At 55.1% G+C, this 24,795-nt stretch carries 23 protein-coding genes; 19 read left to right on the top strand and 4 right to left on the bottom strand.

What is annotated here, in order from left to right; translation table 11 throughout:
- The first annotated feature begins 1 nt into the window (after window position 1).
- The 8 genes from COHPA_RS0112670 (at window position 2) to hmpA (ending at window position 6,810) form a co-directional block, all read left to right on the top strand.
- Entirely contained in the window at window positions 2–346 is a 345-nt protein-coding gene (locus tag COHPA_RS0112670) for a sensor histidine kinase (RefSeq protein ID WP_027086533.1), read from the top strand.
- 5 nt (window positions 347–351) lie between these two features.
- Window positions 352–1,071, top strand: coding sequence for a response regulator transcription factor (locus tag COHPA_RS0112665; protein ID WP_035119471.1), 720 nt, complete (start codon window positions 352–354; stop codon window positions 1,069–1,071).
- A gap of 113 nt (window positions 1,072–1,184) precedes the next feature.
- Window positions 1,185–2,123 carry a helix-turn-helix transcriptional regulator gene (locus tag COHPA_RS0112660; RefSeq protein WP_027086531.1) on the top strand — a complete coding sequence of 313 codons (939 nt, stop codon included), beginning with the start codon at window positions 1,185–1,187 and terminating at the stop codon, window positions 2,121–2,123.
- 74 nt (window positions 2,124–2,197) lie between these two features.
- Entirely contained in the window at window positions 2,198–2,695 is a 498-nt protein-coding gene (locus COHPA_RS0112655) for a GyrI-like domain-containing protein (protein ID WP_027086530.1), read from the top strand.
- Between the two features lie 262 nt (window positions 2,696–2,957).
- Entirely contained in the window at window positions 2,958–4,196 is a 1,239-nt protein-coding gene (locus tag COHPA_RS0112650) for an SPFH domain-containing protein (RefSeq protein ID WP_027086529.1), read from the top strand.
- 12 nt (window positions 4,197–4,208) lie between these two features.
- The gene (locus COHPA_RS0112645; protein WP_027086528.1) at window positions 4,209–4,655 is read left to right on the top strand and encodes a hypothetical protein; all 447 of its coding nucleotides are present in this window, start codon (window positions 4,209–4,211) and stop codon (window positions 4,653–4,655) included.
- Window positions 4,656–4,705: 50 nt separating this feature from the next.
- The gene (locus COHPA_RS0112640) at window positions 4,706–5,383 is read left to right on the top strand and encodes a hypothetical protein (protein ID WP_027086527.1); all 678 of its coding nucleotides are present in this window, start codon (window positions 4,706–4,708) and stop codon (window positions 5,381–5,383) included.
- 167 nt (window positions 5,384–5,550) lie between these two features.
- On the top strand, window positions 5,551–6,810 hold the full coding sequence (gene hmpA, locus COHPA_RS0112635; RefSeq protein ID WP_027086526.1) for an NO-inducible flavohemoprotein: 1,260 nt from the start codon (window positions 5,551–5,553) through the stop codon (window positions 6,808–6,810).
- On the opposite strand, the gene COHPA_RS0112630 is transcribed toward hmpA, so the two are convergent.
- From COHPA_RS0112630 to COHPA_RS0112615, 4 genes are all read right to left on the bottom strand, one after another.
- A complete protein-coding gene (locus COHPA_RS0112630) occupies window positions 6,807–7,301 on the bottom strand; it encodes a Crp/Fnr family transcriptional regulator (RefSeq protein WP_027086525.1) in 495 nt (164 codons plus the stop codon). The two genes, hmpA and COHPA_RS0112630, sit on opposite strands and share 4 nt — an antisense overlap.
- A 336-nt stretch (window positions 7,302–7,637) precedes the next feature.
- Window positions 7,638–8,633: a hypothetical protein gene (locus tag COHPA_RS24455; protein WP_027086524.1), complete on the bottom strand. Its 996-nt coding sequence runs from the start codon at window positions 8,631–8,633 to the stop codon at window positions 7,638–7,640.
- Window positions 8,620–8,973: a PadR family transcriptional regulator gene (locus tag COHPA_RS0112620; RefSeq protein ID WP_027086523.1), complete on the bottom strand. Its 354-nt coding sequence runs from the start codon at window positions 8,971–8,973 to the stop codon at window positions 8,620–8,622. Before COHPA_RS0112620 ends, COHPA_RS24455 begins: the two co-directional genes overlap by 14 nt.
- 149 nt (window positions 8,974–9,122) lie before the next feature.
- Entirely contained in the window at window positions 9,123–9,350 is a 228-nt protein-coding gene (locus COHPA_RS0112615) for a hypothetical protein (RefSeq protein ID WP_027086522.1), read from the bottom strand.
- Window positions 9,351–9,645: 295 nt separating this feature from the next.
- On the opposite strand from COHPA_RS0112615, the gene COHPA_RS0112610 reads away from it, so the two are divergent.
- The 11 genes from COHPA_RS0112610 to COHPA_RS0112560 all read left to right on the top strand — a co-directional run bounded on the left by COHPA_RS0112610 (window position 9,646) and on the right by COHPA_RS0112560 (window position 24,793).
- Window positions 9,646–11,691: a chemotaxis protein CheA gene (locus tag COHPA_RS0112610; RefSeq protein WP_027086521.1), complete on the top strand. Its 2,046-nt coding sequence runs from the start codon at window positions 9,646–9,648 to the stop codon at window positions 11,689–11,691.
- Between the two features lie 4 nt (window positions 11,692–11,695).
- Entirely contained in the window at window positions 11,696–12,220 is a 525-nt protein-coding gene (locus tag COHPA_RS0112605) for a chemotaxis protein CheW (RefSeq protein WP_245590297.1), read from the top strand.
- 40 nt (window positions 12,221–12,260) lie between these two features.
- Window positions 12,261–13,991 (top strand): methyl-accepting chemotaxis protein, encoded by a 1,731-nt coding sequence (locus tag COHPA_RS0112600; protein WP_027086519.1) that lies wholly within the window; start codon window positions 12,261–12,263, stop codon window positions 13,989–13,991.
- A gap of 8 nt (window positions 13,992–13,999) precedes the next feature.
- Window positions 14,000–14,818 carry a CheR family methyltransferase gene (locus COHPA_RS0112595; protein WP_027086518.1) on the top strand — a complete coding sequence of 273 codons (819 nt, stop codon included), beginning with the start codon at window positions 14,000–14,002 and terminating at the stop codon, window positions 14,816–14,818.
- A gap of 2 nt (window positions 14,819–14,820) precedes the next feature.
- A complete protein-coding gene (locus COHPA_RS0112590; RefSeq protein ID WP_027086517.1) occupies window positions 14,821–15,852 on the top strand; it encodes a protein-glutamate methylesterase/protein-glutamine glutaminase in 1,032 nt (343 codons plus the stop codon).
- Between the two features lie 1,136 nt (window positions 15,853–16,988).
- Complete coding sequence (locus COHPA_RS0112585; RefSeq protein ID WP_027086516.1) at window positions 16,989–18,062, top strand: response regulator transcription factor; 1,074 nt, start codon at window positions 16,989–16,991, stop codon at window positions 18,060–18,062.
- Window positions 18,063–18,080: 18 nt separating this feature from the next.
- Window positions 18,081–19,883, top strand: coding sequence for a sensor histidine kinase (locus COHPA_RS0112580; RefSeq protein WP_027086515.1), 1,803 nt, complete (start codon window positions 18,081–18,083; stop codon window positions 19,881–19,883).
- Window positions 19,858–20,940 (top strand): response regulator transcription factor, encoded by a 1,083-nt coding sequence (locus COHPA_RS24450; RefSeq protein ID WP_027086514.1) that lies wholly within the window; start codon window positions 19,858–19,860, stop codon window positions 20,938–20,940. Before COHPA_RS0112580 ends, COHPA_RS24450 begins: the two co-directional genes overlap by 26 nt.
- A gap of 152 nt (window positions 20,941–21,092) precedes the next feature.
- Window positions 21,093–22,817 carry an ABC transporter substrate-binding protein gene (locus COHPA_RS0112570; RefSeq protein ID WP_027086513.1) on the top strand — a complete coding sequence of 575 codons (1,725 nt, stop codon included), beginning with the start codon at window positions 21,093–21,095 and terminating at the stop codon, window positions 22,815–22,817.
- Between the two features lie 72 nt (window positions 22,818–22,889).
- The gene (locus COHPA_RS0112565) at window positions 22,890–23,858 is read left to right on the top strand and encodes an ABC transporter permease (RefSeq protein WP_027086512.1); all 969 of its coding nucleotides are present in this window, start codon (window positions 22,890–22,892) and stop codon (window positions 23,856–23,858) included.
- A gap of 11 nt (window positions 23,859–23,869) precedes the next feature.
- Complete coding sequence (locus COHPA_RS0112560; RefSeq protein WP_027086511.1) at window positions 23,870–24,793, top strand: carbohydrate ABC transporter permease; 924 nt, start codon at window positions 23,870–23,872, stop codon at window positions 24,791–24,793.
- The last annotated feature ends 2 nt before the right edge of the window (window positions 24,794–24,795 follow it).

Here is a 24,795-nt window from a genome sequence, read left to right as displayed (position 1 = left end):
AGTGATCCTGCTGCAGCCGCTAATCGAGAACGCGATCGTGCACGGGGCATCGGCCGTCATTCGCCCCGTTCATATTCGGTTGCAGGCGACGGAGACGGATCGGGAGGTCAAGATCGAAATTTCCGACAATGGCAACGGGATTCCGCCGGATAAGCTGCTCGAGTTGCAGGAACGGCTGTCCAAGAACGATGAGTTTAGAAAAACGGAAGTGCCGGGCAGCTTGGGGTTGTGGAACGTCAATGAACGAATCAAAGCGTTCTTCGGCGGGGAATCCCGGCTGGAAGTGACAAGCGAACAGGGCAAAGGAACCCTCGCGCGCATCATGATTGCGAAAAGGACGGTGTGACGGGGATGAAGGTATTGATCGTGGACGACGAGCCTTTGATTCTGAACGGGCTCGTAAAGATCGTCGGAGCAGTCGCGCCGGCCGGCACGGTCATTCGCGAAGCTCCTAATGCCATCGAGGCCTTGGAGGCGATGATAAGCTTTATGCCCGACGTGACGATTACGGATATCAATATGCCCGAGAAGAACGGCTTCGAGCTGATGGAGGAAGCAAGGCGGGAGGGCTTGTGCGATCGCTTCATTGTTCTTACCGGCTACGACGAGTTCGCATACGTCCGTCAAGCGCTACGTGCCGGCGTGGTGGATTATTTGCTGAAGCCTTTGGACAAAGAGGAGATCGCGTCCCTGTTAGGACGCGTCAAGGGAGAGCTGCCGGCCGTATCCGATTCCGAATATTGCCGGCATGCCGAGCGGCTTATGGCCTACATTCAGACGAATTACATGGACGATCTGTCTCTCGATCATCTCGCCGACCGGATGAAGCTGCATCCGAATTATATCAGCAGCCTGTTCAAGAAGGAGACGGGAGACACTTTCGTCAACTACTTAAACTCCTTGCGAATTAGAGAAGCGCAGAAGCTGCTCAGAACCCAGCCGCACCTCAACGTAAGCGAGATCGGGCGGCAGGTCGGCTTCGACACCAAGCATTACTTCACGAAGGTGTTCAAGAAATACGCGGGGACTACCCCGGGCGCTTACCGGGATGGTGAGCAGGGGGAGTCTTGATTATAAATCGGCGACGAATGAGCCTGCCTAAGTGAATCTAGTAGCGCGACGGTGCCAGGTATGTTTAGATGATTATGAAATAGTCTGACTCATCGTGACGGAGGGTACCTGCCGTGAAGCTGGAAAGGCTCTTATCCATCATTATTCTGCTGTTGAACCGCCGCATGGTGCAGGCCAAAGAGCTTGCGGAGCGGTTCGAGGTATCCGTACGGACGATATACCGGGATATCGAAGCCATTCATGTGGCCGGCATTCCCGTCGTCACTTACCAGGGAGCGAACGGCGGCATTGGACTGGTCGAAGGTTACCGCTTGGACCGCAACGTGCTTACCAACGACGAACTTGCGGATATCGTTACCGCCCTCCGCAGCATCTCTACCTCATACGGCAACGAGCAGCAGTTGCGGTTAATGGAGAAGATCAATAGCATCGTCCCGCCCTCGCGCTCGGAGGAATTCGAGCAGATGACTAGCCGCGTGCTGATCGACTACTCTCCGTGGGACGGCAACGATAAGCTGCGGCCTAAGCTTCAGTTGCTGAAAGAAGCGGTCGATCGCTGCCGACTAGCGAGATTCGCCTATTCCAACGCCGAAGGCGAGATCTCGCATCGCACCGTTGAACCGCATAGGCTCATCTTGAAAGGGAGACAGTGGTACTTGCAGGCCTACTGCCGAGAGAGAGAGCAGTTCCGGCTGTTCAAGCTGAAGAGAATGAAGGAGTTGAAGGTTGACCCGGAGACCCGATTCAATCGCCGAGAACTGCCGACGGAAGACAACGACGCTGGTGCATGCGAGCCGTCCCGGGCTACGGAGTTCGTCCTTCGCTTTCGTGCCGAATCCCGGCATCTAGCGGAGGAGTATTTCGATATCGAAGAGGGGCAGTCGGGAGATGACGGCAGTTGGCTCGTGAGGAAGGCATACCCGGAAGATGATTGGCTGTATCGATTCATCCTCGGCTTGGGTCACCATGCGGAAGTGCTCGAACCGCCCCATCTGCGGGAGATCGTCGCTAACCGCGCGGAGCAAATCGCGAATAGGTATAGAGATAAATAAAATAACCTGACAGATAGCTGTCAGGTTGCTTGGTTTACACTAAGACTCATTCCCATAGAGAAGAGTGATTAGTGATGAAACATGAACCAGCGCGCGTAGAGGTACTGCCTGCTTTCACCTTGGCCGGAGTAAGCGTCGTCACGACTAACGAAGCCGAGTTAAGCGGCAAGGGCGAAATCGGCAAGTTGTTCGAACGATACTATTCAGGCAATATTGGCGGCCAACTAGCCCCTTATGCACAGCGGCAGGGGCTATATAACTGTTACTTTAACTATGAGCAGGGTGATGCCGGACGGTATGAAGTATTGGTTGGCGTACCCGTTCGGGAACAAGCGCAGGAGCCCTATCCCGAGTCCGTTACGACATACACGGTTCCCGCCGCGAAATATGCCGTCTTCGTTACGGAGAGGGGACCGGTGTTCGAAGTCGTGCAGCGGGCTTGGGGCGAGATCTGGCAATGGTCCCGGCAACCCGGTAATGATCGGGCCTTCACGGGCGACTTTGAGCTGTATCCCGAGAATACCGATCCGAACGACGGGCAAGTTGAAATTTATATCGCCTTGCGCCAATAGCCCGTGCAACACTTCGAGAAATGATCTCTTGAATGGCGAATCTATACTCCGGATAAAAGGACCGTGACAGCCTCTTGCGAGGTGTGTGCGGTCCTATTACTTATGGAGCAGGAAGATAGTCGCTGTTGATGCGATTCTTAAAAGGAAAATTTTGATTGATGTAGAATATTTCATATTGATGTCGAAAAATATTGGAAAAGTCGCGCAGAATGGCTGCGTACTTATGCACGTATCGGCGGCTTTTAGGGGAGACATTAGGGATATGGCAATCATTGATATCGTCAAATTCGACGGACCCGCGGATGTATTCGCATGGAAATACCCCGATCAAGAGTTGGGAACCTGGACTCAGCTTATCGTGAACGAGTCGCAGGAAGCTGTTCTATTTAAAGGCGGCAAAGCGCTGGACCTCTTCCAAGCGGGACGGCATACGCTCAGCACGGCTAATATTCCGTTCTTGCAGTCGATCGTAAACCTTCCGTTCGGAGGGGAATCGCCGTTCACGGCGGAAGTGTGGTACGTGAACAAGATTAACGCCTTGGACGTCAAGTGGGGAACGGCGACTCCATTGCAGCTGCAGGACCCCAAGTATCAAATCATCGTGTCGGTGCGTTCGTTCGGGCAGTTCGGGCTGCAAATCGAGGATTCTCGGAAGTTCCTGGTAAAGCTGATCGGAACGCTTTCCGTCTTCGACAAAGAAGCAATGGTTCGTTACTTCCGAGGACTTCTGATCATGAACATTAAAGAGCTCATCTCTTCTTACCTGGTTTTCAAGAAAATCAGCATTCTCGAGATCAGCGCGTACATGTCGGAAATCTCGAAGCACGTGGAAGAGAGGATTCAACCGAAATTCGAGGAGTTCGGCATCCGCATACTCAACTTCTTCATCGATTCAATCAACATTCCGGACGATGATCCGGCTACCGTTAGATTGAAGGATGCTCTGGCGAAGCGGGCGGAGATGGACATCCTCCAATATACGTACCAACAAGAGCGGACGTTCGACACGTTGGAAGGCGCGGCGAAGAACGAAGGAAGCGGCAGCGCGAACGTGATGGGCGCAGGCATCGGGCTTGGCATGGGCTTCGGTATCGGCGGAGCCGTGGGCAACCAAATGTCCGGCTTGACGGACCAGATGAATATCGCCGGAGCGGGAACGGGCGTCGGAGCCGGCGCGGCTCCGGCGGCGAATGTGATCGAGTGCAGCAGTTGCGGCAAGGTATTTCCGAGAGGCGCCAAGTTCTGCATGCATTGCGGAGATCCGAACAACGCTTGCGCGAAGTGCGGAGCGGATTGTCCGCAAGGAGCGACATCTTGCCCGAAGTGCGGCCACTCGCTTACCGCGCATACGTGTTACCGATGCGGGACGGAAACCAACCCCGAGGCTAAGTTCTGTTCGAACTGCGGCGCGAGTCAGGTTCTTAAGTGCGGCAATTGCCAGCACGACATTAAGCCTGGACAGAAATTCTGCCTCGAATGCGGCAACAAGCTGATCGAGTAAGGAGATGACAAGATGAATACGGAACCGAGGTTGGAACAAAGAGACGAGCCTGCGAAGGGATTCGCCCGTATCGCGACCTTCCTCTATGCGGTGTCGCTGCTCGTTACGAGCGCTGTCGTATTCCTTCTGGATTTCCCGTTCGGCAGACCGGGCCATACATGGATTAATTATACGGTCTTGTTGTTCGGGGAATCGTTCTTGTACGGAATTGTACTCTATTATTTGGTCAACGGACAGCGCTCGAGAAAGCTGATTCCGGTCTATCTCGGAATGATAACGGTGGCGGGGACTTACTTGGTTGTCGTCCTATCGTTCATTCTGATTTTCTCTTGGGCGTTGAACGTATCCGTTGTCTCTTATGCATTGCTGCAATTCATTGCCCTCGGAATCGCTGCAATCGCGATCGGCCTGCTCGCTATTTATATGAAGAATGCCGAATCGCAAGAGCAAGGCGCGTAGCCTCTGGAGAAACCAATAACTGTCGATAAAGCGAGGTAGTGATTAACCCAATGAGAGTCGATACCCCCAAAATTTCTACGTCTTTGATTATCGGCGCGACTATCGTTTTTTTTCCGGTCGCGTTCGTATTAATTCTGATCCGTTTCGCGGCACACGCTAAGGTAAATCATTTTCGAGCTAAGGATTATCGCGTGACGGGCCATGTCTTCTTAACTTTATTTCTGATGGCTGTCCTCATTAATGTCCTGGTGGGCGCGACGGCATCCGACTTTACGGTCTCCACCGCTGTCACCGTCATCGTCGTATTTGCGATTACGCTCGGGATTCCGGCTGCTATCTTCTATATCGTCGCGTATAAACGGAATAAGAAGATGGAGGAATTGTATTCCGAGTACTACAGCTTGATCATGTTCGATAACATACGTACTCTTGAGGGTCTGTCGCAACGGACGGGGATTTCATTAAACGAAGTAAAGCAGGATATCAGCTATATGATCGCTTCGCAAGAGCTCCCCGACGCGCTGTTGGATTCGGCGACCGGGACGATTCTCGTATCCGAGCAAAGCGATGAGTGGGATGAGGAAGCGCTTGACGAAGATTATTCGGAGGGAGAGGAAGAAGATTCGGTTTCCCGGACGGTCACTTGCACCGGATGCGGCGCTACCTCGACAGTCTCGCCGAGCGAGAGTCGGGAATGCGAATTTTGCGGCAACGTGTTAGCGGTATAGCGCTTACGAGAGGCACCCATCCGGGTGCCTTTCGTCGTATCTCGAACAACGCACAAGATCGCTTCGGCCACAGATCGTTAAAATTTAATGTGATCTCGATCACGTATAGCAAAGTCCTCTTCTCTATATACTTGGTTCATCCCAAGTCATGAAAGCGAGGACCCGTCATGCTAAGCGAGAAAACGATACAGATCATCAAATCTACGGTCCCCGTGCTGGAGAAGCACGGAGTCGAAATTACGAAGCGGTTTTACCGCAATATGTTCGCCGCTCACCCGGAACTGCTCAACATCTTCAACCACGCGAACCAGAGCCAAGGCAGACAACAGACGGCGCTGGCCAACGTCGTATATGCGGCAGCCCAGCATATCGACAAGCTGGAGACGCTGCTGCCGGCGGTGAAACAGATCGCGCACAAGCACCGCAGCCTCGGCGTTAAACCGGAGCAATATCCGATCGTCGGCGAGAACCTTCTCCGCGCGATCAAGGAGGTGCTCGGCGATGCGGCCACGGAGGACATTCTGCAGGCTTGGGCCGCCGCATACCAAGTCATCGCTAACGTATTCATCGAGGTCGAGGACGAGATGTATAAGCAGACGGAGCAGCAACAGGGCGGATGGGCTGGATACAGGGAATTTATCGTGGAGAAAAAAGTCAAAGAGAGCGACGTCATTACTTCGTTCTATCTGGTGCCGAAGGACGGGGGCGCGATCGCGGCGTTCAAACCGGGGCAGTATGTCGGCGTAAAAATGGAGATCCCGGGAGAAACTTATACGCATATGCGGCAATACAGCTTGTCCGATGCGCCGGGCAAACCTTATTACCGCATTTCGGTCAAACGGGAAGATACGATCCAGGAGGTGCCTGCGGGCAAAGTATCGGTGTACCTGCACGAGCAGGTACAGCAAGGAGACGTACTTTGGCTTTCGGCCCCTGCCGGAGATTTTATCCTCGATACGCAAGACGCAAGACCGGTCGTCTTGATCAGCGGCGGGGTCGGCTTGACGCCGATGGTCAGCATGCTGAATACGCTCTCGGAGAGCGGTTCTAAGCGGCCGATTACGTTCATTCATGCCGCTCAAAGCGGAGAAGTGCATGCTTTGAGACAAGAAGTCGAGGCGGTGGCCGAACGTTCTTCGAACGTGTCCGTTCATTGGGTCTACGAGAAGCCGACGAGCCGCGATCGGGAGACGAACGCTTACGGCAAAGAAGGTTACGTCGACTTGCCTTGGGTCCAGAGCGTTGTTCCGGACAAAGACGCGAGCTTCTACTTCTGCGGCCCAGTACCGTTCATGAAAGCCGTATACGGGCTACTGAAAGCATGGGGCGTCGCCGACGCGGACATCCGTTACGAGTTCTTCGGTCCGGCGGGCACGTTGGAGCATTCGACAGCCGCCAAGCCGGAGGAGGCTCTAGCGGGACGCTAGGATTTGCGAAGAAGCCGATTGACCGTCTCGCGCCGAAGCCCGAGGAACTGGCCGATCTCCTCCTGCGTCAATACGTCGGTTAAAGCGGCCGTCGCGATGTACGAATGGAACCAGGCTTGAAGCTTCTGCAGCTTCTTGGCCGGCGCGACTTCCGTCAGTTGATCGATCCGCTGTTGCAGCATCCGCAATCTGTCCTGCAGCAGCAGGGCGATCGACCGGTAACGCTCCGGATTCCGATCGAGCTCTTGATACCATTCCTGTTGGGGCAGGATATCGACTTCGCAAGTCGAGAGAGCTACTGCGGTTCCGAAGTAGGGATTGGGGCTGATCAGCGAATGGTGGGGGATGATTTCATCGGGCGTAATGAGATTAACTAGAATTTGCGATCCGTCCTGATGCACCCGTACGATCTTGAGCAGACCGCTTCGCAGATGATAAAGCGGTCCCGATTCTCCTTGCCGGAACAACATCTCGCCTTTGTGTAAGATCATGGAATAGCTCCTATGTAGAAAAAGCGAAAGCCTGCGCGAGCGGGTCTTTCGCTTTTTGCCTTATTTTCCCTCGTTGCCGCTACCCTTATTCATGCGGCAACGTCCGGTACAACTGCGCGCAATACAGTTAGTTAGCCCTAAAAGGGCGAATCTTCAGCACAATAGCTGTACGGAGTACATCTCGTGATCGCCAAACCGTCGAAATCCTTCTCTTTTGCCCAATTCACTGTACTTCATGCAGGAGACGAGTTAAGGCTACGATCGATTTGCCGAAGTGACTGTATCACGTGCAGGTAGTGGCGCATAAATGCGACCACACCACGCCCAATACGAGGATCAGCTTATCTTCCTCGCCTTGATCAAGCCGTTCACTCCGTCCCACGCCATCATGATCGAGAGGAACGCCGCTAGACCGAGCATGCTGTTATCCCAAATGCCTCGGAAAGAATCCGGGTCGGCCTCCAAGTTGGTCGCGAACGTCGTGACGAATGCATCGGAGACTAAGTTCGGGTCCAAGAAGAAGGTACAGATGAAGGCGATATCGCAGACGTTAACCAGAACGTTGAGCCAAGCGAGATGCGCGGTCCACTTCTGTTGAATCAGCTTGAGCGTCGCGATGACGACGCTGAACGCCGTTAAAGCCAGCAGGAACGGGATATAGGGGCGAAGCTCCGATTCGTTGAATATCGGCACGCTGCTCCAATCGCCGTTATCGTTCGAATACCAGGCGAGCAATTCCGGGTAGAAGCATATCGCGATGCCGAACACGACGCCGATCACGATCGAGAAGATCGATTCGCTCTTGGGGATGGAACGAGAATCCGAGACCGGCGCTTCGTTCAAATCTTTGATCGTCCACGGCTTCCCCGTATACGGCCATTGCGAATACTTCTTATCCGCGCGTTCCAAGAACGCGAAGATCAGCGTGACGATGCCGAACACAGGCATGGCGGCTTGGAAGGCCATCAAGATTGCCTGGACGAATGCCCGGATAAGCAAATCGAACGGTCCATCTCCCCGGTCATCCGTCAGCACCTCCGCGAAGGCGGCGATCGGGAGGGCGATCAAGACGATGACCGAGACGATCTTGAGCACGTAGATATAGTTGCCGTACAGCTCCGGACTGATCAAGTAACGCTTCGTCTCGCGATATTGCTCCGCTAATGCGGCCGGATTGCCGAGCGATAGTAACGCCGTATGAACGTCGGCCTCTTCGTAATCGTCGGGGAGCATTTCTTCGATGTTCGCCCGAAGCTCGCGTTCCACCTCCGCTCTCGATTTCTCGGGCAGCCGTTTAACGACTGCGTATACGTACCGATCAATGACGTCCATCTTGCTCTCCTCCTAATAGTTGGTCGATCTGGCGCGTCATGTTCCGCCAGTTATCGCGCAGCTTCTCGAAGATCTGCGTGCCGGTCGGGCTAAGCGTGTAGTACTTCCGGGGACGGCTCTCCGCCGTATCCCAGTCGCTCGTCAGAATCCCTTGCTTCTCCAAGCGCCGCAACAACGGATACAACGTTCCGGCTTCGATGTCGACGTTCTTGTCGACGAGATCTTGGAGGAGGGAATAGCCGTATTTAGGCGTCTGCAATAGGCTAAGAACGGCCAGCGTGAGCGTGCCTCGTTTCAATTCCACCTCGAACGCGGATAGTAGTTCCTCGAACTGAGACATGTGTGTCACCTCTTGATCACATCATATTGTATGTCATACACTATTGTCAATCGTACATTAATAATTATTTTCCATCCCTGCGAGAGTAGGCGTGAACGCAAGAATGGCGCCCCCCGCAGGATGCGAGGAGCGCCATTCTTGCTTATTCGTTATGCATCGGCCGCGACTGAAGGCGATTGATAGACGATAATCCGGCGAGCCAGCTCGATATCGCCCGTCTGGTCGGAGATACCGATAATGCCCGTGCCCGAGGGCACATCCGATCGGTCCGCGTGCCAAGCGACGGAAGCGTACCATAACGTGACGACGGCGATCAGCGCGATGCTCCACAGCAGCGCTTTCCACTTGCGGGACTTGGTTGACGTTCTTGCGTACATGTCAAACCCTCCTTCGGGATTCGCATTAATGAACTACCTCCAATGTATTCGATATGACGTGTCATCCGGTAGTGACGCGAGTCATTCATGACGTCATGATTGCGGATGTCGAAGGCGGAGGAGCAAGTCCGCGCAGGGAGGAAAATAAACGTTTCGCTAATGTAGAATTATGTTGATATATGTCGAATTATAGAGTAGAATGAGGCTGAAATTTCCTGAATATCCACATAAATATTTCATCCATTGCATGGTTCTCCCGGATAACACAACTACGCGACAGACAGTTGGAGGACGTATGGACAATTATTTGGACCGTTCGATCATCGAGATGTTCTTCTTTGAGTCGGAACAATTGATCGAACAGATCGACCGTGCCGTACTTCTCGCCGAGAAGGCCGGCGATTACTCCCCGGAACTCGTCAACGAAATTCTCCGTGCCATGCACACCATCAAAGGCTCTGCCGCAACGATGAAATATTCGAATATCGCGGAGCTTGCCCATGCCTTGGAGGACGTCCTCCATTATCTCCGTGAACACAAACCTCGCCATGTCGACAATTCAGAATTAACCGATCTTGTGCTCGAAGGCAGCGACCTGATTAAAGTCGAGCTGCACAAACTGAAGAACGGCGACCGGAACGATGGCGATACGACCGACATTATCGTTCGGGTACGCGATTTTCTCGCTCGGCTCGACCCCGATAACGCTGTCGGCGCCGGCATATCGCAGACGGAAGAACTCGCCGAAGATCCCGCCCAAGCAACCTTTTCCTCGAGATCGAAATCTTATTTCGCGCATCTCGTCTTTGACGATTCCTCGGGCATGGAGAACTTGCGAGCGTTTACCGTGGCGCACCATCTGGGCGAGATGGCCGACGATTGCCGTTACGAACCTTCGGACATCGCCGTTAATGAATCGTCCGCGGACGTGATCCGAAGCGAAGGCTTTCGCATATGGTTCCGAAGCGCCGCGACCGACGAGGAGCTGCACCAATTTTTCAGCCGCGCCTCCTATCTTCGATCGTTCGAGCTCTCGCTGATCGAGGAAGCGGATACGTCGACCGACGGCGAAGCGAACGGGAACGGAGCATTGCGTGCCTCGCCCGACATCAACGGTCCTCCTAGCGGAGATATCGCTCCTCCCGCAAGACAGTTGGAACGGGAAGATCAGACGAACATTCAGCAGAGCATTATCAGCGTCCATGTATCGAAGCTGGACAAGCTCATGGATCTCGTAGGCGAGCTTGTTATCTCCGAGGCGATGGTGACTCAGAATCCCGATCTTCGCGGGTTGTCGCTCGAGAATTTCATGAAATCCGCTCGCCATCTTCGGAAGATTACGAGCGAGATTCAGGATATGGTCATGTCGATTCGAATGGTACCGCTTACAGCCACCTTCCATAAGATGTACCGCATCGTTCGCGACGTAAGCAAGAAACTCGGGAAAGACGTCCAGCTGCGGTTGATCGGCGAAGAGACCGAAGTGGACAAGAACATTATCGAACGAATATCGGACCCGCTCATGCACATTATCCGTAACGCCATCGATCACGGCATCGAGATGCCGGAAGACCGAATACGCGCCGGCAAGGACAAGGCGGGAACGATCACGCTGGAAGCCCGCAACGTCGGCAGCGACGTCTTCATTGCGATCCGGGACGACGGCGGCGGCTTGGACAAGGCTCGGATATTGGATAAAGCAAGGCGCAACGGCCTGCTCCATAGGCCGGCGCAGGAGATGACGGATAAAGAAATTTACGCGATGATTTTCCTCCCCGGCTTCTCGACCAAAGAGAAGGTAAGCGAATTCTCCGGACGCGGCGTCGGCATGGACGTCGTGGTAAGCAACATCGAGGCCGTCGGCGGATCGGTGTGGGTGGAGAGCGAACAAGGCGCGGGATCGGACGTTTATTTCAAAATACCGCTCACGCTCGCGATCATCGACGGCATGAACATTAGAGTCGGCCACTCGCGCTTTACGATTCCGATAACGGCGATCAAAGAATCCTTCCGGCCGACCGACAAGGATTTGATTCGGGATCCGAACGGCTACGAGATGATCATGGTACGGGGGCAATGCTATCCGATCGTCCGGCTTCACGATCGCTTCGGGACGGACGGCGCGAAACGGGACCTTACCGCCGGCATCATGATCATGGTCGAGAGCGAGACGTCGACGTACTGCCTGTTCGCGGACGAGCTGATCGGCGAGCAGCAGGTCGTCGTCAAGTCGCTTCCCGAATACATTCGCGCCTACAAGAAGATCAGCGGACTTGCAGGCTGCACGCTGCTCGGCGACGGGAGCATCAGCCTGATTCTAGACGTCGAGAGATTGCGTTAACGAGATGTCCAGACAGCATGAGAGAGGAGAAGCGGCGAATATGGCCAACATGGCGGAAGAAATGTACGAGACGGAAGATACGCAGAAGGGGAAGTACTTGACGTTCGCGCTGGATTCCGAATACTACGGCATCGAGATCAAGCATGTGACGGAGATTATCGGCGTGCAGACGATAACGGAAGTGCCCGAAATGCCCGAGTATATCCGCGGCATTATTAATCTCAGAGGGAAAATCATTCCGGTGATGGACGTCCGCCTCCGCTTCAAGAAGCCGTTCCGCGCTTATAACGATCGTACGTGCGTGATCGTCGTAGACATTCGGGACGTGTCGATCGGCCTCATCGTCGACCAGGTCTCGGAGGTGTTGTCGATCCCCGACGGCGAGATCGTTCCGCCGCCGGAGCTATCGAACGTCATGCATTCCTACATTACGGGAATCGGCAAAGTCGGCAACGAGGTCAAGCTGCTCCTCGACTGCGACAAGCTCCTGCACCAAGAAGACAGCGAACAGCTGGCATCGATCGGCTGATAAGCCTAACACTACAGCGAGCCAAAGGAGACCACACTTCATGAGAGCCATTAATAATCTCAGCATTGGCAAGAAATTGTACGGCGGATTCGCATTGGTGTTAGCGGTTTTAATTGCATTGTCGGTGTTGTCTTATTCCAACTTCGACAAACAGAACGACACGACGGATTGGAACGAACATACTTACGAGGTGTTGACGGAGCTGCAATCCGTACTTTCCAGCATGGTCGACATGGAGACGGGGCAGAGAGGCTTCTCGCTGACGGGCGACGAGAAATCGCTAGAACCGTATAATGCCGGAAAGACGAGCTTCGGCCAGCATTTAGCCAGTGTGAAGGAATTGACTTCGGACAACCCGAAACAACAAGAGCTGATGAGCAAGCTGGAGGCGGAACAGAAAGCCTGGCAGGAAATCGCCGAATCGGCGATCGAGCTGCGCAAGCGCGTCGAAGCGGGCGTAGCGACGATGGACGAAGTCGTGTTGAACGAACGAGCCGAGAAGGGCAAGGCGTCCTTCGACCGTTTCCGCGCGGTGCTGGCCGAGAGCAAATCGATGGAACAAGGTTTGCTGGCAGAGCGTGCCGAGGAAAGCGCCTCCCGTGAAACGTTCACGAACATGTCTATTATCGTAGGTACGGCCATTGCCGTCGTGCTCGCGGTTATTATCGCGTATATCATCGCGCGTCTCATTACCCGCCCGATCTATGAGGTGAACGAAGCAGCCAAAGCGATCGCGGCAGGGGAGCTGAATGTCGAGTTTACGGTCCGTTCGACGGATGAAATCGGCCAGCTTTCGAAGTCGTTCCGGGAGATGGTCGACAGCATGAACGACGTGCTCTCGAACATCAGCATTTCCGCGGAGCAAGTCGCGTCCGGTTCGCGGCAAGTGTCGGATTCCAGCATGGCGCTCTCGCAAGGCGCGACGGAACAGGCAAGCTCGATCGAAGAGCTGACCGCTTCGCTCGAAGAGATCGGCACTCAGACGAATATGAACGCTCAGCGCGCGACGGAAGCGAATTCCCTCGCAGAATCGGTGAAGGTAAAAGCCGTCGAAGGCGACGATCAGATGAAGTCGATGCTGCGTTCGATGGAGGAAATCAACGAGGCGTCCGGCAATATCTCGAAAATCATTAAGGTTATCGACGAAATCGCGTTCCAGACGAACATCCTTGCGCTTAATGCGGCAGTAGAAGCTGCGCGCGCCGGACAGCACGGCAAAGGGTTCGCGGTCGTCGCCGAGGAAGTGCGCAATCTTGCCGCCCGATCGGCAAGCGCCGCCAAGGAGACGACGGATCTCATCGAGGGCTCGATCAAGAAAGTCGAAGGCGGCACGCGCATCGCCAACGAAACCGCTTCGGCGTTGAACGAGATCGTCGGCGGCGTATCCAAGGTGGCCGAGCTCGTGGACCAGATCGCGTCGGCTTCCAACGAACAGGCATCCGGCATCGGTCAAGTCAATCAGGCGATCTTCCAAGTATCGCAAGTTACGCAGACGAACTCCGCGACATCGGAGGAGACGGCGTCCGCAAGCGAGCAATTGTCGGGTCAAGCCGAGAATCTGAAGCGCCAAGTCGGCCGGTTCAATCTTAAGAAGATCTCTCGCAACGGTTTTTACCGGACGGAGGAAGAGATGAGCCCGGAGGTTCGGCAGATGCTCGAACGACTCTCGGGCAAAGAAACGCTCTCCGATCATTCGCGAACGAATCCATCGTCCGCCGAGCCGTCTAAGAAGAAGATCGTGCTCAGCGATCAAGAATTCGGGAAGTACTAGGAGCAGCGATGATCCCGATCACGCAGAAGGAATTTCAAGAGTTGTCTCGCTATATCAAGGAAATGTACGGCATTCACCTTAAGGAAGAGAAAACGGCCTTGCTGATCGGAAGATTGGCGCACGGTATGCAACAGAAGGGTTTTCGCAGCTTCAAGGAATACTTCGAATACGTCGTCTCCGATCGATCGGGTTCGGCGGCCAGCGAGCTCGCGATTAAAATCTCCACGAATCATACGTTCTTCATGCGGGAAGCAGAGCATTTTCACTATTTTCGCGACCGTGTCCTGCCCGATCTGACGGGACGCGCCGGCGACAAGGATTTAAGAATATGGTGCGCCGGCTGCTCCACGGGACAAGAGTCGTATACGCTCGCTATGATTCTGGAAGATTATTTCGCGGGCAGCCCCGGCTGGGACAAGAAGCTGCTCGCGACCGATCTGTCCTCGAAGGTGCTGGATCAGGCCGTAAGGGGCGAATACGACGCAGATCAAGCCGCGGCGCTGCCGGAGCAATGGCGATCCCGCTATATGGTCCGTGGATCGGCAGGGACGTTGACCGTCGGAGAGAGGATTAAATCCGAGGTCGTCTACCGGAAGTTCAATCTTATGGAACCGCGATTTCCATTCAGGCGCAAGTTCCATACGATCTTCTGCCGCAATGTCATGATCTATTTCGACAATCCGACGAAAGAAACGCTCGTCCGAAAATTCTGGGAGCACACGGAACCGGGCGGTTACTTGTTCGTCAGTCAATCGGAATCCTTCAACCGGGAGACGATGCCGTTCAAGTACGTTCTCCCCGGCGTATACCGAAAGGAAGTTAGATAGCGATGCGGGTCGGACAACCTATCAGGCTGATCGTCGTCGACGACAGCGCCGTATTCCGCGAGGTCATGCTCCGCGGGCTTTCATCCGATCCTGCCCTCGAAGTGGCGGGCACCGCGAAAGATCCGTACGAAGCCGTCGAGTGGATCGAACGGGTACGCCCCGACGTCATGATCTGCGATATCGAGATGCCGCGAATGAACGGCGTCGAGTTCGTCCGCAAGCTGCTTCCGCAGCATCCGATGCCCGTCATCGTCGTTAGCTCGCTAAGCCATGCAGCATTGGACGCGCTTGAGGCAGGCGCGGTCGACTTCGTCAAGAAACCGGATATGCGGGCGGCCTCGGACGTCGAACGGTTCTTGATGGAGGTGATCCGCAAAGCGAAAGCCGCGGTCAAATCGAATCCGCGCGCAGGATCGGAGAGGGCGACGGATGACGTAACCGATCGTTATAAGACCTATGGCACGGATGACGATCTGATCGCCATCGGAGCGTCGACCGGCGGAACGGAAGCGATTCACCGTCTGCTGACCGCGCTGCCTCCGTCGATGCCCGGTATCGCTATCGTGCAGCATATACCAGCGGTTTTCTCCCGGATGTTCGCCGAACGCCTCGACGCGACTACGCCGTTCCGGGTGAAGGAAGCGCAGTCGGGAGACGTGCTTCGGCGCGGCGTCGCGTTGGTGGCTCCCGGCGACCGCCATATGCGAATCGTGAAGACGGAGGGCGGATACGTCGTCCGGTGCGACGAAGGCGAGAAAATTAACGGGCACTGTCCGTCCGTCGACGTGATGTTCGAGTCGGCGGCGAAGCATGCCGGACCGCGCGCGATCGGCGTGCTGCTCACGGGGATGGGCTACGACGGCGCGAAAGGCCTGCTTGCCGTCCGCCGCAAGGGCGGCCGAACGATCGGACAGGACGCTTCGACCTCCGTCGTCTACGGGATGCCGAAGGCGGCCTACGAGGTCGGCGCGGTGGAATATCAGCTGCCGCTAAGTCAGATCGCAGGGCGGGTCTGCTCATTGCTAGGTTCATAGTGGGAGAACGGAGTCGCGCTATCGTCGCGGCTCCGTTTTCTTAACCTATCAGAAAGTATAAAATGGGGGGTTAGAAACCGCCTATTTCAATAGGTGGTTTGGGATGAGAACGGATCGTGAAACGCACATACCCGGAGGCATATTCGTAGGTGCTAGCGTGATAGTCGCTATCGTGTGACCGTGAATACGGCCGTACAGCGACGGAGTGAACCCCACTTTCTCCGCCAACCAATAGAACCTGCGATAGAACCTGCGATAGAACCTGCGATAGAACCTGCGATAGAACCTGCGATAGAACCTGCGAGAACCTGCGATAATACAGTTATTTCATAGACCCGGTAAGGTGTTAAATCCATAAATGCAAATGTGCAGGAGATAGCTAGCCGAGTGACTCCATTGACGGTTTGCAGGACAAATACCTGCATTTTTGCAGGATGAATGGATAAACGAGCGATTTCGGGTGGGATTAACTGCAGAATGGCAGGTGTGCAGCGACGGAAGTAGGAGGACAAAGTGTGCGAACCCGGTGCAGCGACGGAAGTAGGAGGACAAAGTGTGCGAACCCCCGATGGAGCGACTCAGTAGGAGGACAAAGTGTGCGAACCCCCGATGGAGCGACTCAGTAGGAGGACAAAGTGTGCGAACCCGGTGCAGCGACGGAAGTAGAAGGAACAAAGTGTGCGAACCCCCGATGGAGCGACTCAGTAGGAGGACAAAGTGTGCGAACCCCCGATGGAGCGACTCAGTAGGAGGACAAAGTGTGCGAACCCGGCGCAGCGACGGAAGTAGAAGGAACAAAGTGTGCGAACCCGGTGCAGCGACGGAAGTAGGGCCGGCCATCCTGCTACGCCTGACGCACGCCGCCTCTGGCGTCAAAAGCGCACGCCGGGAGAGCCGTGGAAAAAGATTGGAAACGATACTTTAGCGGTTGAGACGAGCAAGCCCGACCGATCCGAGCAGGATCGGTTTTCTTATACCGCCTCAACCTGCGCGCAGCGGATCATGACGAATTAATGGAGAAATTCCGATAGAGAGCGATCTCATGCAATTTTTTAATGAAAACGGTTTCAAATTTATGGTAAAGTATATATACAATTTCAGGAAAGGGGCGTATCCGTATTTTCACCGTTCTGTTAGTGGACGACGAACCGCTGGTGTTGGAAGGGTTAGGGTTCATGATCGATTGGGAGAGATACGGCTTCCGCGTGTGCGGCGAAGCGTGCGACGGGGAAGAAGCGCTCGGGAAAATAAGGGAGCTCCATCCCGATCTGGTCGTGACCGACATTAGGATGCCGGCCATGGACGGGCTGCGGTTGCTCGAGCATTGCACGAACGAGTTGGACGCGCCGAGCCGATTCGTCATTCTAAGCGGGTACGACGACTTTCCGACCGCCCGGAAGGCGTTGACGTTCGGAGCTCTCGATTATTGGCTGAAGCCGATCGACGTCGCGGAAATCCACGCCGCGCTAGAGAAGATCAGCCGCCAATGGGCGGTAATCGATCAAGAGAGTATCGAGGAATTGCCGCCCGGGCTCCGGCCCCAGGCAGCGACTTGGCCCTCGCCGGAGGTCGGCGACTCGTTATACGATGAGGAGGATCGTCTGATGTTGGCGGTCAAAGCAGGGGACGAGGCGGTAATCGGAGAAGCGGCTAACCGGTTGTGTCGCCTGCTTAAGCCTACGGTTGCAGGCGACAGAGAGGCCGGTAAAGCTTTCCTGTCGAACGTGCTGTTGGAATTATCGTGGGAAGCGGCGGAGGGGGAGCTGACGGGGTTGGCCCCGGCGGACCAACAAGACCTTTCTCTTCCGATGCTGCCGAACCGGACGGATCGATGGGCCGACGTCTTGACATCGTACGCTTGCAAGGTCGCGGAGCACCTCGCCCGGCAGCGGATGGGGACCGGTCCCGCATGGGATGTGGCGCGGTTCGTTCGGGAGCATTACAGCGAGCCGCTTCAGCTGCAGGCCATCGCGCGATCGCTGCATTTCCAACCGGCTTATCTGGGCGAGCTGTTCAAGAAACAGATGGGCATATCATTCCTCGATTATGTCCATCGAACGCGGGTCGAGGCGGCTCGCAGGCTGCTGCGGCGAACGAATCAGAAGGTCGCGGACGTAGCCCGGACGGTCGGATACGCGGACCCCGAGCAGTTCACCGCGAAATTCAAGCAATGGATGAACATGACCCCTTCGCAATACAAGAACGGTTGATACGAAGGAGGCGCCCGCATGCGCAGGCCGATCGGCTGGCTAAGCTTCGTCAACAATATTCCGCTTAAATGGAAGTTCACGCTTATTTACTTGCTATGCGTTCTGGTGCCGATTCTATCGATCAACGTCCTGTTCTTCCAGCAGATGTCGAAGAACGTGCAATCCCGGGAGCAAGTCAATCTTCAGATGACGATCGAGAGAACGGCCAAGAAGATCATGGATATGATCGACGGCGGCGTGACGTTAAGCCACTCCGTCGCGACGGACCGCACGTTGTACGAAATGCTGGATAAGGATTACGCCGACATCGTCGATTACTACGAAAGATTCAATGAGGTCCTGACCGGCAAGATGAGGCCGTTCATGTCCGCTTATACTTACGTCGAGAATATATCGGTGTACACGACAAACCCCACGATCGTAACCGGCAGCAATTACTTCTATCTGGATCAAACGGCCAAACAAACCCCATGGTACGATAGGATCTCGAAATCCCCCTCGGCCGTCGAAGTCATCATCTACAGCGACATTGACCCCATCAACGTGAAGCAGAACAAGCAATACTTCAGCATTGTACGGAAACTGAACGAATACCCGCTGTACGGACGATATCCGAAATATTTGCGCATCGATCTCAAGGCCAGCAGCTTCGATGAGATTCTGGCGGAAGAGAAGTCTTATATGGCGATCAGCATGCTGGATCCGAACAACCGCGTCATGTTTCCCTCTTCCCAATACATGAAGACGACCGAGCCGGCAGGCGACGGGGACGACGAATTACTGTTCCGCAGTCCCCTGGGCAACCCCTCTTATATCCACAACTGGACGCTCGCCGGCGTAGCGGACGCGCATCGTTTCCAGACGGCCTTTCAGAGCTCGAAGCAATTCATCTGGATGTTGGCGATTATCAGCACGTTGCTCCCGACGTCGTTAATCTTCGTTATGCTGCGTTCCTATAATTACCGGATTCGCCGGTTGGCCCGCCATATGGATAAAGCGACGAACGAGAAGTTCGACTTGATCGAGCTTCGGGAAGGCAAAGACGAGATCGGAGGGCTGATCCGCAGCTACAACCGGATGGCCGCGCAGATCGAATCGCTCATTAACGACGTCTACAAGCTCGAGATCCAGCAGAAGGACATGCAGTTGGAGCGGATTCGCGCCGAGATGAAGCTGTTGCAAAGCCAAGTGAATCCGCATTTTCTGTTTAATACTTTGAACGCCTTGCTCGTCGTCAGCGTGAAGAACGGCTATACGGAAGTATCGACCATCATCCGCAACTTGTCCCAATTGCTGCGGCGAATGCTCAGCTGGTCCGACGGCCCGGTTACGCTGCAGGATGAGCTTCATTTTACGGAAATGTATTTAACCATCGAGAAGTTCCGGTTCGCGGACCGGTTCGACTACGTCCTCGATATCGATGAAGCGGCAGCCAATTGCCTCGTGCCCAAAATGTGCATTCAACCGCTTGTCGAGAACGCGTGCAAGCACGGGCTGCAGGCCGTCAAGGGGCAGCGCTGCATTCGCATCGAAGCGAAGCGCGGGGACACCTATTTGCACGTGCAAGTTCAGGACAACGGGAAAGGCATGGAGGAGGGCCGTCTCAAGGAAATTCGGAGCATGATGAACGGAAGTCTCGATTCTGACGAGAACGTCGGCATGCGTAACGTATATAAACGGCTGCGGCTCCAATACGGAGAGCGCGTCGATTTCGAGATCGACAGCCGGCCGGACGAGGGCACGCGAATCGGCTTTAGAATTCCCGCACTGTCCGAGGATGAAGGGAGGAAAAGGAATGTATTCGGTGCTGCTGGTGGATGATGAACCGCTCGCGATCGAAGGCCTAAGAATGTTCGTAGACTGGGAGCGGCTCGGCTTTCGCGTCTGCGGCGTGTGCGAGAACGGGGTAGAAGCGGTGTCGGCGGCGCGACGGTTATTGCCGGACGTCATCGTGACGGATATCCGAATGCCGGAGATGGACGGCTTGGAGCTGATCGGGCGCTTGCACGGGGGGCCAGGAGCATCCTCCGAGTTTATCGTGCTTAGCGCCTACGGCGAGTTCTCGTTCGCCAAACGCGCCATGCAGCTCGGCGTCCGTCACTACATGATGAAGCCGGTCGTCGAAGAAGAAGCGGCGAAGGTGCTGACTCAGGTTCGCGGGCGGCTGGATACGCGCAAGGCCATCATGCTGGAATCCGATACGGAAAGCGACGAGGAAGGGGCTAATCTTCCTACGCATGCGGCGCACCGGATGAAGGAACTTGTGCAAGCGATCGAGGATGCGGATAGCGGCAGAGCGGCGGACATCATCGATGATCTGTTTCGGGAGTTGGCCGGATGCCCTTCCGAATGGGCTGAGCTGTTCGCCGGTTCTATGGCTGTCCAATGCAGCAAGTTGATTCGTGGAATGGGCGGCGATCCTGCCTTGTTGCATCGCGTCTGTCTGAACTCGGCCCAGGAGAAGGCCGAGCCGTCCGAGCTGCCGCTGGCGAGGACGCTTATACGGACGTATGCGGAGCAAGCGATTCGATCGGTGCGATCGCTTCGAGGCAGCCATGTCGGCGGCACGATGGCCGAAGTCGACCAATTCGTCCGGGATCATTACCGCAGCCCTCTCTCGATTCGGGACGTAGCGGCTCGGTTTTATTTGAACCCCGTCTATCTCGGCAAAGCCTATCAGGACAAATTCGGCAGCGGCCTGCTTGATCGGATGCACGATCTGCGCATCGCGGAGGCGTGCGAGAAGCTTCTAGGCACGACCGAGGCGATCGGCGTGATCGCGGAACAGGTCGGGTACGCTTATTACGGTCATTTTCTGCAACATTTCGAACGGAGAACGGGGTGCAAACCGGCGGATTTCAGAGCTTCCGAAAGGTGAGACGGCGGTTCGCAATCGTATTCGAAACCGATTTTTCGGGGGGATACACATTTAATTCGTGAATTGTAACCGCCTCCAAGGAAGCGCTACCATATGAGCAACAAGACGAATGCGCGCCGTCTTGCTTCATATTCGATAGGGAGGATTTAACAATGGGGGTTCGTCCTAAAAAAGCGGCCTTAGGGTTACTCACGCTGATGCTGGTATCCAGTATCGTAGCGGCAGGCTGCTCGAGTAACAACAATAACGGGAACTCGTCGCCATCGTCATCGTCGCCGGATTCGCAGAGCCCTGGCGATTCTTCAACCGCGTCCAGTTCGACCGAGACGAAAGTGGAACCCTTCACCATCTCCTTGTTTACGGCCGCTACGGGGCCGATTCCGACAGACGACAACCTCATTTATCAGGAAATCAAAGAACAGCTCGGCGTCACGCTGAAGGAAGAATATTTGGTTGGAGATATCGAGCAGAAGCTCGGCGTCATGATCGCCGGCGGCGACTATCCGGACTTAATCACGGCGAATACGAAGCTTACGGGAGCCAAAGCGGTTATTCCGCTTGAAGACTTGATCGAGCAACATGCGCCTAACATAAAGAAACATTTCGAGAAAGTATGGAACCAACTGAAAGATCCGGAGGACGGCCATATTTACTGGATGCCGAACTACGGGGTTTACCAAGGCGAATTCATGTCGACGGATTATTACGGTCCGGCATTCTACATTCAGAAGGCGGTTCTTAAAGAATTCGGCTATCCGAAGTTCAAGACGCTGGACGAATACTTCAAGCTGATCGAAGACTATGCGGCGAAATATCCGGAGATCGACGGCCAGAAGACGATCGGGTTCACCGCGCTTGCGTTCGACTGGCGCGATTGGGGTTTGCGGAACCCTCCGCAGCATCTGGCCGGCCACCCGAACGACGGCGGCGTCCTCGTCGATCCGGCCACGAACGTCGCTACGCTCTACTCCGCTAACGACGTGTCGAAGCCATACTACAAGAAGCTGAACGAGGTCAACGCGAAGGGCCTCCTGGACAAAGAAGCGTTCGCGCAGAACTACGACCAGTTCCTGGCCAAGATTTCCAGCGGTCGCGTGCTCGGCATGTTCGACCAACGCTGGAACTTCGGGCAAGGACATGATTCGCTCGTCTCCCAGGGCAAGTTCGACCGCACTTATGTCGGGTTCCCGCTCGTCTATGACACGAACGTGACCGATTATTATCTGGACCGTCCGCCGATTAACTTGGGCAACGGCTTCGGCATTACCGTTAACGCCAAGGATCCGGTGAAAATTATCAAATTCATCGATACGCTGCTGTCCGAGAAATGGCAGAAGCGCATGAACTGGGGACAGGAAGGCATCGATTATCTCGTCGGCGACGACGGTCTCTTCTATCGGACGCCGGAGATGCGCAAGCAGCAAGAAGACGTCACCTGGAAGCAGAAGCACAGAGCGGAATCGCTCTGGGGCTACATGCCTAAACTGGAAGGCCGGTATCCGGACGGCAACGCCGAAGGCGCGGGCAATCAGCCGGAGGAATTCTTCGCGAACCTGAAGGACATCGACAAAGAGGTATTAACGGCCTACGGCCATAAAGTGTGGACCGAGTTCTTCACGTCGCCGCCGGAGAACCGCGTATCGTATCCGGCTTGGAACATCGACCTGATCGAAGGCTCCGCCGCGAAAGTCGCCAACCAGAAGATGAAGGATCTGGACTTTAAGTATTTGCCGAAAGCCATCTTGAGCAAGCCTGAGAACTTCGACAGCGTATGGGACGATTATGCTAAAGAGATGGGCAAAGTGGATACGCAAGCTTATCTGGATCGAGTCAACGATCAGTTGAAGTGGCGCGTAGACAACTGGACCAGCAAATAAGGCGAAGGAGGAGCGGGAGGTTGGAGATCGTATTCCAGCCTTCCGCTCGTCCCGTGATAGGAGGCGGAACCGATGCCGCAGCAAGTGGTCCATAAGGCTGAACCATCCTCTCAGCCCGCTCGGCGGACCGAACCGTACTGGAGAAAGATGTTCCGCCAGCGGCAATTGATACTCATGTCTTTACCGATGGTGATCTACGTCGTTATCTTCGCCTACGGTCCCATCTGGGGCTGGATGATGGCGTTCCAGCAATACAAGCCCGGCTTCTCCATCTTCGATCAGAAGTGGGTCGGATTCGATCAATTCCGGTTCCTGCTCATGGACGAAGGCTTTACCCGGGTGCTCCGCAATACGATAGCCATGAGCGTCATATCGCTCGTGCTCGGATTCGTTACGGCGATCGGCCTGGCGCTGCTGCTCAACGAAATCAAGAAAACCGGCATCAAGCGGATCATTCAGACGATCTCGTATCTTCCCCACTTTCTGTCCTGGATTATCGTAACCGGCCTCGTCTCGATGTCGTTATCCACCGAAGGCGGCATCGTCAATATCGTGCTGGTGAAGCTGCATCTCATAGACGAACCGATCGTGTGGCTAAGCGAAGGCAAGTACTTCTGGGGAATCGTCGGCGCTACCAACGTGTGGAAGGAAGTCGGGTGGAACACGATCATCTACCTGGCGGCTATCGCCTCCGTCGATCCGTCCTTGTATGAGGCGGCGGAGATGGACGGGGCGGGACGCTATCGCAAAATATGGAACGTGACGCTGCCGGGCATTCGGCCGGTTATCGTCATCCTGCTGATTCTCAACATCGGTTGGATTCTGAACGGCGGCGGCTTCGAGATCCAATACTTCCTAGGGAACGGACAAGTGCTCGATTACTCGGAGACGATCGACATCTTCGTCCTGAAGTACGGTCTTCGAATCGGGAACTATTCGCTAGGCGTCGCGGCGGGCATCTTCAAAACCGTCGTTAGCATTATTCTGTTATATTGCGCGAACCTCATCGCCAAGCGTCTCGGCGAAGAGCGGCTCGTCTAAGGGGGCTCCGTATGCAAACGACGCTAAGAAGAAGATTCAAATCGGAGCCGTTCGTGTTTCATTCGTTCAATTATTTGTTCATGCTGTTCGTGGCGGTCGTCACGTTATATCCGTTCCTCAACACGCTGGCAGTCTCGTTCAATGCGGGCCTCGACACGACGCGCGGAGGCATCTACGTATGGCCGCGGGAATGGACGTTCAAAAATTACGACGCGGTTTTCCAGGACGGGAGAGTGTTCCATGCGTTCTGGGTGTCCGTCGCCCGGACCGTCGTCGGCACGGTATTCGGCGTGTTCCTGACCGCCATGCTCGCGTATACGATCAGCCGCAGAGAGTTCATGTACCGCAAATTCGTTACGGTCATCTTCGTACTGACGATGTACTTCAGCGCGGGCCTCATTCCTTCGTATTTCTTGATCAAGGATCTGCACCTGCTCAATACGTTCCTCGTCTATATTCTGTTTCCCGGTGCCGGAGCGGGGTTGATCAGCGCATTCAACATGCTGGTGGTCCGCACGTATATTCATACGCTGCCGGAAAGCTTGGTCGAGTCGGCCAAGATCGACGGCGGAAGCGACTTCCGGGTGTTCGTAAGCGTCATTCTGCCGCTGTGCGCGCCCGTGCTCGCCACAATCGCGCTCTTCACGGCCGTCGGCCAATGGAATACGTGGTTCGACACGTTCATATTCGCATCGTCCAGGGAGAACCTGAGCACGCTTCAATACGAACTGATCAGGCTGCTGTCTTCGACGGTGAACTCCAACGCCAATCCGAACATATCGTCTACGGCGGCCAAGGATACCGCAACGATGATTACGCCGCTATCGATCCGAGCCGCCATCACGATGGTCGCATCGGTGCCGATATTGCTCGTATACCCGTTCCTGCAGCGGCATTTCGTAGCGGGGCTGCAGCTCGGAAGCGTGAAGGAGTAGGA

This window comes from Cohnella panacarvi Gsoil 349 (genome assembly GCF_000515335.1).
Lineage (GTDB): Bacteria > Bacillota > Bacilli > Paenibacillales > Paenibacillaceae > Cohnella > Cohnella panacarvi.
Note: the sequence above shows the minus strand (reverse complement) of the source record. Positions and strands in the feature narration are given on the sequence as shown.